10 protein-coding genes and 1 pseudogene are annotated in these 11995 nt (G+C 61.5%); 4 read left to right on the plus strand and 7 right to left on the minus strand.

The features are described 5' to 3' along the window. Positions 1-4 precede the first annotated feature (4 nt). Entirely contained in the window at positions 5-1036 is a 1032-nt protein-coding gene (locus tag LZC95_19210) for a class I SAM-dependent methyltransferase (GenBank protein ID WXA98938.1), read from the minus strand. 995 nt (positions 1037-2031) lie between these two features. On the opposite strand from LZC95_19210, the gene LZC95_19215 reads away from it, so the two are divergent. Genes LZC95_19215 through LZC95_19225 form a run of 3 tightly spaced genes read left to right on the plus strand, consistent with a single transcriptional unit; the run spans position 2032 to position 5538 of the window. After that, positions 2032-3435 carry a cytochrome P450 gene (locus LZC95_19215; GenBank protein ID WXA98939.1) on the plus strand — a complete coding sequence of 468 codons (1404 nt, stop codon included), beginning with the start codon at positions 2032-2034 and terminating at the stop codon, positions 3433-3435. Between the two features lie 46 nt (positions 3436-3481). Then, positions 3482-4501, plus strand: coding sequence for a hypothetical protein (locus tag LZC95_19220; GenBank protein ID WXA98940.1), 1020 nt, complete (start codon positions 3482-3484; stop codon positions 4499-4501). Between the two features lie 44 nt (positions 4502-4545). Further along, positions 4546-5538: a polyprenyl synthetase family protein gene (locus LZC95_19225; GenBank protein WXA98941.1), complete on the plus strand. Its 993-nt coding sequence runs from the start codon at positions 4546-4548 to the stop codon at positions 5536-5538. 12 nt (positions 5539-5550) lie between these two features. Here LZC95_19225 and LZC95_19230 read toward each other — a convergent pair whose 3' ends face one another. The 6 genes and pseudogenes from LZC95_19230 to LZC95_19255 all read right to left on the minus strand — a co-directional run bounded on the left by LZC95_19230 (position 5551) and on the right by LZC95_19255 (position 10811). Further along, positions 5551-5739, minus strand: coding sequence for a hypothetical protein (locus LZC95_19230; GenBank protein ID WXA98942.1), 189 nt, complete (start codon positions 5737-5739; stop codon positions 5551-5553). Between the two features lie 103 nt (positions 5740-5842). After that, positions 5843-6220 (minus strand): annotated as a pseudogene (locus tag LZC95_19235) (AMP-binding protein). Further along, a complete protein-coding gene (locus LZC95_19240) occupies positions 6151-6543 on the minus strand; it encodes an AMP-binding protein (protein ID WXA98943.1) in 393 nt (130 codons plus the stop codon). Before LZC95_19240 ends, LZC95_19235 begins: the two are co-directional and overlap by 70 nt. Positions 6544-6559: 16 nt before the next feature. Beyond that, positions 6560-7777: a 5-aminolevulinate synthase gene (gene hemA, locus LZC95_19245; GenBank protein ID WXA98944.1), complete on the minus strand. Its 1218-nt coding sequence runs from the start codon at positions 7775-7777 to the stop codon at positions 6560-6562. Positions 7778-7877: 100 nt separating this feature from the next. Beyond that, on the minus strand, positions 7878-9461 hold the full coding sequence (locus LZC95_19250) for an AMP-binding protein (protein WXA98945.1): 1584 nt from the start codon (positions 9459-9461) through the stop codon (positions 7878-7880). Between the two features lie 195 nt (positions 9462-9656). Further along, complete coding sequence (locus LZC95_19255) at positions 9657-10811, minus strand: acyl-CoA dehydrogenase family protein (protein WXA98946.1); 1155 nt, start codon at positions 10809-10811, stop codon at positions 9657-9659. Positions 10812-10861: 50 nt separating this feature from the next. Here LZC95_19255 and LZC95_19260 point away from each other — a divergent pair, with 50 nt between their 5' ends. After that, positions 10862-11170 (plus strand): hypothetical protein, encoded by a 309-nt coding sequence (locus LZC95_19260; protein ID WXA98947.1) that lies wholly within the window; start codon positions 10862-10864, stop codon positions 11168-11170. Positions 11171-11995 lie beyond the last annotated feature (825 nt).

Here is an 11995-nt window from a genome sequence, read left to right on the forward strand (position 1 = left end):
CTGGTCAACCCTTGCGTTCACATCTGAAACTCACGTAGAGGGCTTCTCCCGACGTCGACAGGGCTCGATAGTTCGCGAACGGAGCATTATCCATCATGGGTAAAAACACCCGCGCGGAGGTCATGAGCAGATCTCGGTTCGTCGGCTGAGACGTTCGTACCCTGCCGCCCATTCCCTCGAGATAGTTGAGAAACTGGTCGGGCCCGTGCAGCTCCAAACAGGCGAGCACGTTCTTGGTGATATCCGTCTTACCCCGCACGTGGAAATAGCGGTCGAGCGTGTTCAGATATGGAAAAATCTGCGCCTTTCGATACAAGATGTCCGTTAAAACGAACGTCCCGCCCTTCCGGAGAACGCGATGGACCTCGAAGAAGAATTTATCGAGATCGGAATAGCAATGGGACGACTCCACGTTCAACACCAGATCGACCGACGAATCCTGCAGCGGAATGGCCGTGGCCAGCCCGTGGGCGAACCGAAGGCCCGGATGCGCATGCCCGGCGTAGGCCTCGGTGCAATGGGCGACCTGCTGCCTGCTACCATCGACACCGGTGTAAGAGCGTGGCTTGAAATATCGAGTTAGGAACGAACCACCGCCACCTCGACCTGACCCCACCTCGACGACTTCCTTTCCAGTGATGTCCGAGCTCTTCAGCCAAAGCCGATAGAGCGCGCTGTTGCATTGGAATTTCCTGTCTCGCTCCGTGAGTTCGAGTTCCTGGATCGGCGGACCATCGGGCGTGGGGTGGTACCCGAGGTTCATGAATGGAAAGCCGCGGAAATCTTCGACCGAGAGCGGCATTTCGTACAAAAAACGCATGCTCAACGTCGTGGTGTTCCTCGGCTCCCCCATGTGATCGCACAGCGAGACGTAGAGCCTCTCCAAGCGCTCCGGCGAGTAACGTCCGCCCAAGTCGGTCGCGAGCTGCTGCCAAACACGCGGGGTTTTCTCGGTGAATTCGTCGATGACCAAGAGGAACTTCTTCAAGTCCGCCGGCAAGATATCGGAAATGATCCCTAAGAAATTCGTCTCCATTGCGAGCCTCCGGCAGATCCGAGGTGGTCAATATCCCCGTGTGACGGGAGTGTGACGTCGGAGCGGACTGGGGGATGAGTGAGGAACCCCGATTGCTCAGCGCGTATCGGGTGCGAGCGCAGTGCTTGTCTCAACCGCAGAACACGAGGCAGAACACGAGAATGCGGGGTAGGAGAAGAGAGGACTCATTATCCATGTTCTCCCCACCCACTGGAGGACCGCTACGCTGACGGACTGTCCGCTCGGTCTCCGATCGCATCATGCCATTATCGGTGCGTTGCGCAAGTGTAACGAATCATTGATAGGCGCAATGAGTCGCAGGCGCGGGCATGAACGTCGCTCCGTCCGGGACATGAACCGTGACGCGTCCACATTCTTCGTAAATGGCTATTAGGTAGTGGTCGTCGATTAATTCGTGAGGATTGTACGCGGTGCCGGCGCCAGCCTCACCAGGGCCACACGAGGCACGGTGTTGTTGCGCAAACATCACTGTCAGGTACACGGCAGATTTTCGTGCCGTGTTTACGAGACGCATGTCGATTGGTGGCTCCGAGACGTCGATTTCACAACGAGCACAATAGCTCCGCCCGGCAATGGGGTATCGTAGCCAATACGCAATAGCGGATGCCGGACACGGCGTGGCGCGTCGGGCAATAACCTTGCGAACACGATGGGATCCCCATCACCGTCGTGGCCAACTGCATGCGTATACACCGGCACGGGGAGCTGTCATTTCCCACTAGCGAACAATGGTTGTTATTGAACATTCGAAATGATGGCGAATGTGAATTCGATTCAGCGCGATCGATTGTTTGGTATTCAATCGTGTAATGCGTAGTCATCGATACGACACTGGAACGGAGTGATTAAAAGACATCGAATCGGTTGGCGCGAAATGGACGATATCGGCATGAACTCGGCGCGCGTGATTCGTACTTGACGGTCGAGTGCTCGGCGCTAAAGACTATCGCCTACTTCGACAATCTGGAGGAACGATGAATTCCAGTGCGGGGAACGATACCCTCCAGCACGCCCGGCACGCGCCCAAGCGCCTCAAGAAGATTCCCGTCGTCACACCCTGGGACCCACGAAATCTCGTTGGCTTTCGCCGCGACCCCGTGGCGTTCTTGGCCAAATGTGTGGCGCGCTACGGCGATATTTTCAAATTTCATATTTTGGGCATCCCTATGATCATGGTCAACCACCCTGATCATATCGAGCACGTGCTCGTACGTCGTGCTGAGAACTATACCAAGAAAGATACGCTCATATTCGATTTGACCGAGTTCGTTCTGGGAAATGGGTTGATTCGCAATCCCGGAGGGCCAGAGTACGCACGCCAACGTAAATTGATGCAGCCGACGTTCCGCCCCAACGTGGTTGGCTTCTTCACGCAAAACATGATCGACGAATCCCTTCATCTCGCGGAAATGTGGCGCCCCGCGGCAGGGAAGGACACGCCGGTCAACGTGACCGACGACGTCGGGCAGATTGCGCTGCGCATCGTCACCCGCTCGCTCTTCAGCGCGGATGTGGGGGAGACCGCGCGTGAGTTCGAGCTTGCCTTCGCCGACGCCAATGAGGTTCTTGGCTCGCTGTTCCGCAACCCGTTTCCGCCTCTCAGTTTGCCGAGCCGGCGGCGCACGGTCATGCGCGAGGCGACGGCGCGCATGAAGCGCTTCGTGCAATCCTTCGTGGAGCGACGCGTCGCCACGAACGACGTGCGGGACGATCTGCTGGGTATGCTCATGCGCGCCACGTACGAAGACGACGGCGGCCATATGACCGTCGAGCAGCTCTATGACGAAGTGCTCAACTTGGTCATTGCGGCGTTCGAAACCACCACCAGCGGTATTTCGTGGGCGCTTTATCTCATCGCCAAGCACCCGGAGGTGGGGCAGCGCTTCGTGAACGAGATTGATACGAAACTACAGGGAAGAATTCCCACGTATCGAGATTTGAACGAACTGACGTACACACGGCAGATCGTCGACGAGACGCTGCGGCTGTATACACCCGCGTATCAAACGATGCGTTCGGCCAGCGAGTCCGACGACTTGGACGGCTATTACGTCCCCGCCGGGGCGAATATCTATCTGAATAGCTACGTGACCCATCGCCATCCGGAGTTCTGGGACAATCCGGAAAAGTTCGATCCCGAACGCTTCTCGCCCGAGGGCATGGCCGCGCGGCCAAAGCACGCGTACTTCCCGTTCGGCAGCGGTCCGCGCATCTGCATTGGCAAATACTTCGCCTTGGCGGAATTGCAGCTGATTCTCGCCATCATCGCACAACGGTATCGACTGGAAATACCACCGGGACAAGGCGAAATGGTGGCCGACCAGCTCATCACACTGCATCCCAGAAACGGCGTGCGCCTGCTCGTGCGCGAGCGCTGATTCGTCAACTCCGTCAACTCTTTCTCATTTTCGTGGATAGCCCATCATGGACGACGGTTCCAATCGTATTTTTGCGCCTTTTCCGCCCAAGACCAGCCCGTACATCGAGAGAGCGCGCGCTCACCTGGATTCGTGGGTGGGCGAGTTCGGCCTGGTACGGAAGAAGGCATCCGAGCAGCGCTTCATTCGGGCCGACTTTGCCGGATTTGCCTCGATCACCTATCCCGATGCGGGTGAAGGTGGAGTGTACTTGATCGCCGATTGGTTTGCATGGCTGTTCCTCGTCGACGACGAATTGGACGATGGAGTCTTCGGCCGCGATCTCGATCACGTGAAGCGGGTCATGGGCGCAATTCTGGCCACGCTGCGCGCGACCGACGATCCGAGCCAGGCCCCGAGCGCGTCCGGGGACCCGCAGCCTGCGGCCATCACGTCGCTTGCCGACCTGTGGCAACGCACCATTCCGCAGTCGAGCCCTGCGTGGCGGCGGCGCTTCATCCAGCACGTTTCGGAGTGCTTCGCGGCCGCGTCGTGGGAGGCGCGCAATCGCGTGCAGAAGATCGTGCCGTCGGAGCGCGAGTACATCGACAAGCGCCGCCACACCGGCGCGATTTACGTGTGCATGGACCTGATCGAAATCGTCGAGAACATCGAACTGCCCAGCGAGGTATGGGAAAATCCGGTGTTCCAAAGGGCCCTGGACGCCGCGTGCAATGTCGTCTGTTGGACCAATGACGTGTACTCGCTCGAAAAGGAGCGCGGCCTCGGTGAGTACCACAACCTGGTTTACCTCGTCGAACACGCGCGCGGCCTGACCACGCGGCGTGCACTCGCCGAAGTATGGAAGCTCATCGACGCGGAAGTTCAGTCGTACTTGGCCGACGAACGAACCGTGATGGCATCGTTTCCGCAGCACGAAGCGGTGCTCGCGCGCTACGCGGCCGGAATGCGCTCGTGGATGCGCGGAAATTACGATTGGTCCAAAAAGACCTATCGCTATCGGGATGCGCACGATGGCAAAGTCGCTTATCTGGAGCCGGCGCTGACAGGCCGGCAAGCTCTATGAACACGGCGCGCCCCGTATCCGAACCTCGCGGGCCGCAGTTTTCCATGGCAAATGCGATGGCGGCCATCGAGCCGGCCCTGCGAGCCGCCGTCGATCGGCTGCCCGAGACGGAGCGCGCCATTGCGGGCTATCAGTTCTGCTGGTGGGACGAACACGGGCGGCCCACCCCGGGGCGTGGTGGAAAAGGCCTTCGTCCCGCGTTGGTCCTATCGAGCACCGCGGCGGCGGGCGTGACCGCCGAACACGCGATCGGTGCGGCCGTCTCCGTGGAGCTCGTGCACAATTTTTCTCTGTTGCACGACGACATCATGGATGGCGACGTCCTGCGGCGGGGACGGCCCAGCGCGTGGGCCGTTTATGGTCAGAAGGCGACGCTCCTCGCGGGCGACGCACTCTTGGTGTTGGCCATGGACGTTCTCGCCGAAACCAGCGGCCCGCGCGCGCCGTCCGCGATCCGCTCGCTTTGCCAGACGCTGCTCGAGCTCGCGAAGGGCCAGAGCCAGGACATCGCTTTCGAGAAAAGGCCGGACGTCGAGCTGCTCGAGTGCCTCACCATGGCCGGCCGTAAGACGGCCTCGCTCACGCGGTACGCCTGCTCCATTGGGCCGAGCATCGCCGGCATCGACTCCCGCACGGTGCAGCACCTGCAGGACTTCGGCTACCACCTCGGACTGGCTTTCCAGCTGATGGATGATCTCATTGGCATATGGGGCAACGAGAAGCGGACCGGTAAGCCGGTGGGCTCGGATCTCTTGGCGCGCAAGAAGACGTTGCCCGTGGTCGCCGCACTGGCATCCAGCGACGGCGCGCGTGCACGGCTTGCCGAGTTGTACGCGAGCCCCGCGCCTCTTACACCCAGCGACGTTCGCGCCGTGATCGGCCTCATCGAGCGACTGGGCGGCCGCGCCTGGACGGAGGCCGAGATGCGCCGGCAGCTGGACGCGGCACTGTCGAGCCTCGATGCCGCCAATCTCGATCCTGCGGCCGCCGACGAACTCGCAGAAATGGCCTCGATGGCCGTTCGCCGCGACCATTGAAAAAGAAAGAGCTCACCGCACGAAGCGGGTGACCAGCTCGCGTTTGAGCACCTTGCCGCTGGGCCCGAGCGGAAAGGCGTCGACGAATTGGACCCGGCGCGGATATTTGTACGCCGCAAGCCGTTCCTTGCTCCAGCCAATGATCTCGTCCGAGAGGCGCCCGCCCGTCTCGACGCCCGGTTCGGAATGACGATGGCGCACACTTCCTCGATCTCACGTGGGTACACGTTGTATCCGCCCCGTAGACCATGTCCTTTTTTCGGTCGACGATGGTGAGATAGCCCTCGGCGTCCTTCGTGCCGATATCGCCCGAGCGAAACCAGCCGTCGACGATGGCCTCCGCCGTTGCATCGGGTCGATTGAGGTATCCCGCCATCACATTGTGCCCGCGAATGGCGATTTCGCCCGGCTCGCCCGCGCCGAGCAGCTCAATCCGATCTTCGATGTCCGCACGGGCGATTTCCACGTCCACCCCCTAAATCGGCCGTCCCACGGTACCTGGTTTGCACGGCCAATACCGCTGGTTGTACGCCACCACGGGAGAGGTTTCGGTCAGGCCGTATCCTTCGTAGATGCGGCAGTCGAACGTCTCCTCGAAATGCCGCAGCACCTTCACCGGCAGCGCCGAGCCACCCGAGTACGCGCGCTCGAGCGGCGGCCGTCGCGCGTCGGTTTTCGCCATCTCGAGAAGACCAGGAGCTTCACGCCGGAATCGCGCAGGATATGCTCGATTTCACCGGCGCGAAGCAACGAATGGATCGGCACCACGACGGCGCCGAGCGCGAGGACTCCGAAATACGCCATGGGGAAGTCCGGCGTGTTCGACAGAAGCAGCGCGACCTTGTCGCCAGCGCCGATCCCATGATCGCGCAGCACCGCGGCGTATTGCCGTGCGCGGACCCAAAGTTCGGCGTAGGTGACCTTCCGCGGGCCGAGGGCGATCGCAGGGTGATTCGGCCGCCGCACCGCGGATTCGGCCAGGACGGCTGCTAGGGATACGGACACGACGACCTCCGTGTGATCAAGCTCGGATGCGGCGGATGTCGAGTTCCGTCCAAATGGCGTTGAGCGCGTCGGCGAACTCGTGGACTTCCTGCGTCGTGTGCACCGCCGAAGGCGCGACCCGGAGGATCTCCTCTCCGGCGCGGACGCTCGGCGCATCGATGGGCTGGACATAGATGCCGTGGCGCTCGAGAAGGAGGGCCGAAGCTTTCTTGCACAGAATGTCGTTGCCCACGAAAACCGACACGATATGGGACATCGGCGAGATGAAGGGGACGTTCCGTTCGATGAGGAGGCGATGGAGCAGTTGCGCGTTCTCTCGAAGTCGATTGCGCTCGTCGTCGGTCGATCGAAGGTGGCGCACGGCGGCAAGGGCACCGGCCGCAATGGCCGGCGGGAGCGACGTCGTGAAGATGAACGACCGCGAGAAGGCGCGGATCGCATCGATGATCGGTGCCGGTCCCGCCACGTAGCCGCCCGAGGTACCGAAGCCTTTGGCGAGCGTGCCCATGACGACGGTGAAGTCGTCGGCGAGGCCTTCGCGTGCGGCGATGCCGGCTCCTTCGGGACCGTACATGCCGACGGCGTGCACCTCGTCGATGAACGTGGTCGCCTGGTAACGCTTGGCGAGTTCCGCGACTTTCGCCAATGGGGCGATGTCGCCGGACATGGAATACACGGACTCCAACACGATCAACTTGGGCCGCTCCGGTTCCGCGGCCGCGAGCAGCTCCTCGAGGTGTGCCGTATCGTTGTGGCGGAAGACGCGCTTCTCGGCCCGGCTATGGCGGAGACCATCGATGATCGAGGCGTGGTTCAGGGCATCGGAAAAGACGATCGTGCCCTCCAAGCGCCCGGCGAGAACGGTCAGCGATCCATCGTTCGCGGTGTAGCCGGAGGTGAAGATGAGCGCATCCTCCTTGCGGTGGAGTGCGGCGAGTTCGCGTTCGAGCTGAACGTGGTACGGATTGGTTCCCGCGATGTTGCGCGAGCCGCCCGAGCCCGCGCCGAACTGGTCGATGGCGTTCTTCATGGCCTCGAGCACGCGCGGATGCTGCCCCATGCCGAGGTAATCATTGCTGCACCAGACGCTGATTTTCGCGTCGGTTCCGTCACGCCCGTTTCGCGTGACGGCGTTGGGGAAGTTGCCCGCCTTACGTCCGATTTCGAGGAATACGCGCTTGCTGGTGGAAATTTGCTCCATCTCGCGCGAGAAGAATTCAAGGTGCTGCGTCATGGGTCGTTCGCTCTCAGGGGTTAAGGGTTTCGATCGAGCGCAACATCGACGGTCTGCCGCTCCCCCAGGGACGCGCCGCGCACTGCGCTGAATGATTCGTCTATCGTGTGGGCGTGCCGGGCTGCTGCCGGCCGGCGGCGACTTCGGCTTCGAAACGAAGACGGCGCTTGTCCGGTTTGCCCGATTCGAGCAAAGGCAGCTCGGCAAGAATGGAGATCGCGACGGGCGCGTGCCCCGCCGTCAACGCGCGCTCGACATGCTCGCGCAGCGCATTCACGTCGACCGCGGCGCCTGCGTAGGGGACCACCGCGGCGTGCACGTGTTCGACCTCGTCGGCGTCCGCCACGCCATAGACAGCGGCGTGCGCCACGGCCGGGTGGGTGAGGAGGGCATTCTCCACGGCGGCCGGATACACCTTGATCCCGCGGGTCTTGATCATGCTGCCCAGGCGATCGACCAAGTGCAGATAGCCCTCGTCGTCGAGGTAACCGAGATCGCCCGTGTGCAGCCACCCCGCGCGCAATGCGCGTGCGGTAAGCTCCGGATTTCGCCAGTAGCCGTCCATGATATACGGCGAGCACACGCAAACCTCGCCGGTCTGCCCGCGCGGCAGGTCCTCGCCGGTATGCGGATCACGGATGGCCACCTGCACCCCCGGTAAGGGGCGCCCTACGGTGGTCAGTAGCTTCGGCTGAAAGTGGTCCGGCGGCGGAAGAACGCTGATGGCCCAGGCCTCGGTCATTCCGTACATCTGAATCAACACGGGGCCGAATGCCTCGACGGCGTGAGCGAGTCTTCGCGGCGATGCGGTGCAGCCCGTGTAGACGAGTTGACGGATGCTGGACGTGTCGGTCGTCGCACGCGCAGGGTGGTCGACCAGCTGATACAACTGCGGTGTGGCCACGTAGAGCCGCGTGACCCGATGCTTGGCCACGGCGTCGAGCACGCGCGTGGCATCGAAGCCCTCGTGCAGAACGACGGAGCCCTCACCGGCCAGGGCGGCATCCACCAGGGACGCCGCGGCTTGTCCAAGCGGCACGGTGATCAACATGGTGTGCTTCTCGAGGGCGGCCTTCGAGCGCGAGACCATGCTGAAAATGGCCGAGAAAGGCCGGGATGCACCCTTGGGAATGCCCGTGCTGCCGCTGGTGTACGTCACCATGGCGCTCGTGCCGGTGACCGCCGAGGTGACATCGAAGGACGCCTCCGCCTCACCAGGAGGGGCCGTGGAAAGGTCAACGAGGCCCGGCTCGCCGCCCGAAAAGGCCGCAAGCTTGAGGGGGCTTCCGATGCGTGCCGCAATGGCCCTCGCGCGTTCGACGTTCCGTGCGTCGACCACCAGCAACGAGGTCCCACACTCGGCGAGGAGCTCGGCCTGCGTGCCGACGGCTACCTCGTCGAGCGCATTGACCGCGTTGATGGACTGCGGGTGCAGCACCGTGGCCCCGAGGAGGTTCGCCGCGTACCGCACGACCAGCATTTCGGGGCTGTTGCCGGTGGTGAGGAATGTGACCTTGCTCGTCGCGTCGATGCCCTCCCGGCGCAGGACCAAGGCCGCCGTCGTGATCGAGCGGCTGAACTCCGCGGCGGTGATCGGACGATCCCGCCACCATAGAACGACGCGCTCCGGCTTCTCGGCGAACAGAGAAAGCAGCGCCACCACGTAATGGTCAATTGGCTGCATTGAACATACTTTCAGAAATCCACTTCCGCGAAGATCGAACGTCACGCCGTCGGAGTCACTATTCGAAGAATGGCTGCGGCCGCGTCTCGGAAGACGTTGTTCGCCAAGTGAGATGTATAATGGCCGCCACGAAATTCAAGTGAGAGATCGCATTTAAATTAAATCGATCAATGTACGTACGACAATCACGAACGCTCACTCGAAAATCGGAACACAATGCCGAGCATGAAGCAGGGCGCGGATGACGTCCTCGCCCGCTTCGAGGATGGCGACGTGTCGAACGTCGCGCAAAAGCTTCCAGATGATGTGCTCCTGCATGTAGCCAAGACCGCCGAACATCTCCGTGCCTGCGCTCGCGATCTTCCATCCGAGCTGGCCGCAAATGAGCTTTGCTACGACCGCGCTCTTCGTTCCTCCGTGCCTGCGGAAGTGCTCCTCGGGATCGCTGCCGCGCACGATCTCGTCGAATTCGACCGCGGCTTCGCGGGCAACGGCGCGCATCGTGGTCAGCTCGGCCTCCATTTGACCCAATTTCGCGGCGAACACGTCGTTCTGCGCGAGCGGGCGGCCTCCTAGCATCTTCTTGGCGCCATATTCCAGACAGACGTCGCGCACGCGCATGCCGATGCCCACGGCGGTTGCCGCGATTTGCGGACGCATGGCGCTGGTTGCTGCTTCGACGAGCCGTACGCCCTGTCCGCGAAGCATGAGCGATGCGGGAATCCGGCAGCGTTCGAGCGCAACTTGGCTGTAGACGTAGGAACGCAAACCCTCCGTTCGCCACCGTTTGACGACCTTCACGCCCTTCGCATCCATGGGCACGATGAAGGCGCGAAGGTCGCCCTCGGCAACCTTGGCCAATACGACCGTGAACTTGGCGAGGGCCGCCCCCGTGGAGACGAACTTGAGCCCGTCGAGGAGGTACTCGTTACCCAACTTGCGGGCGACGGTGGCCGTACGCAGAAGCTCGCTGCCGGCGGCCTCCTCGGTGGCCGAGAGCGCGCCGAAAAAGGTCGGATCCGTCGCGGACGGGGCGAGGTAGTTCCTCTTCTGGGCGTCGTCGCCATAAATGCGGATCGCCGCGGCGGCGAGGCTGCGTCCGGCGATGCCATTGGCCAGCCCGGCGTCTCCATAGGCGAGCAGTTCCACGATGTCGAGGCTTTCGCGCACGGACAGCCCCAGCCCGCCGTACATCGCCGGCACCCACCAATTGGAAATGCCTTGACGTTCGAGCTCGACGATCGGGGCGAGGGGATGCTCCGGGGAGCTGTCCAACCACGCTTCGCGCCCGAGCACGTGCTCGCGAACGAACACACGGAATTTCTCGATGAGGGGATTCGGGTCAGTCATTGGACGGCTCCTCGCCGGTCGCGAGCCGCAGCGCATGGACTGGAACTACCGTGGACGTGGTGTCGTTCATGGCATTGTGCGTGGGTTCACCGCATCCAACTGAAGAATATCTGGTGGTCTCGACCATCAATGGGCTTCTTTCCTCGACGAAAACGAGCTCGTTCGAGCCGTGCACCGATGCCATCCGGCCTCAACGACCATCCATGCAGCCGCTGCATCGGGCCCCTTGTGTTTCTACGGAGAAAGATCCGAAATTCATTGCCGCGCATCGAAATAATTCCGAGCGACCAGCCCGCTTTTGCAGCGCGTTTCATCGTATTTTTCCGCGCGCACGTCGAGCTTCGCTCTATACGAAATGACGTATATTAACTAGCTGAAAGAAAATGTCGTCTCGACATCTCGACGACTTGCGGGACGCGCGGGTGCACTGGCGCAAAATGCAACGCGCAAGCGAACTCCGACGAGAAAAACGCCATGTTTCGGCGCAAAAGCGACGAGGGTGCGGCGTGCGCGATTGATCCGAAATCGAGGTATGTGGACATCGGCGAAGCGTGCGCTCGATGCGCGCACCTCCGTGAAGGTGATGCTCGCTTCGGGCCGCATGATCATTTTATCGACGCGAACGAATGATTTGCGACGTCTCTTACGTATAGGCCAACACGAGGACATCCACATCACGTGCGGATAGTCCTCGGAGGTCGAGTTGATTTGAGTTGATTTGGCCAATTTAATGGACGCGCTCGAAAAGTAGACGAAATCGCACTCCCGTTCGCAAAAGTTTTGCTCCGAAACGATGTCGAAATTGCTAGATGGAAAATCCAACTTTCGTGGAAATCATTCAGTGTGCACGTTTGCGTTCTTGCAAAAGCGAACGACGCCAGCGTATGGCGTCGTTCTCGCCAGTGCATTCGACATTGCAGAAGACATTGCAGAAGTGAATGGAGACGGACTGACGCTGATCCTGGGTCCGAAGGTCGCGCCGATGTTGCGCGTGGCTCCGCGTATCCACTGCTGAACGCTTGCGCGTGATCGCGCGCGAGCTATGCTGCGACCGGTCGATATGGCAGCGTCGTTGCGCTAGCTGTCGACGGATGCTTGCGTTTTAGGGGGAGGGCGAAACTGCGTTGCTCGCGTGTGCAGCGCACGTTCGAGTTGTGTCTTTCACATTTTCCTCCGGCGCCTTG

Source organism: Sorangiineae bacterium MSr12523, from assembly GCA_037157775.1.
Classification (GTDB): Bacteria; Myxococcota_A; Polyangia; order Polyangiales; family Polyangiaceae; genus Pendulispora; species Pendulispora brunnea.

Excerpts from the sequence above, each read along its gene's own strand:
- LZC95_19210 (WXA98938.1), bottom strand. The coding sequence starts at position 1,036 with ATGGAGACGAATTTCTTAGGGATCATTTCCGATATCTTGCCGGCGGAC.
- LZC95_19215 (WXA98939.1), top strand. The coding sequence starts at position 2,032 with ATGAATTCCAGTGCGGGGAACGATACCCTCCAGCACGCCCGGCACGCG.
- LZC95_19220 (WXA98940.1), top strand. The coding sequence starts at position 3,482 with ATGGACGACGGTTCCAATCGTATTTTTGCGCCTTTTCCGCCCAAGACC.
- LZC95_19225 (WXA98941.1), top strand. The coding sequence starts at position 4,546 with ATGGCAAATGCGATGGCGGCCATCGAGCCGGCCCTGCGAGCCGCCGTC.
- hemA (WXA98944.1), bottom strand. The coding sequence starts at position 7,777 with ATGACGCAGCACCTTGAATTCTTCTCGCGCGAGATGGAGCAAATTTCC.
- LZC95_19250 (WXA98945.1), bottom strand. The coding sequence starts at position 9,461 with ATGCAGCCAATTGACCATTACGTGGTGGCGCTGCTTTCTCTGTTCGCC.
- LZC95_19255 (WXA98946.1), bottom strand. The coding sequence starts at position 10,811 with ATGACTGACCCGAATCCCCTCATCGAGAAATTCCGTGTGTTCGTTCGC.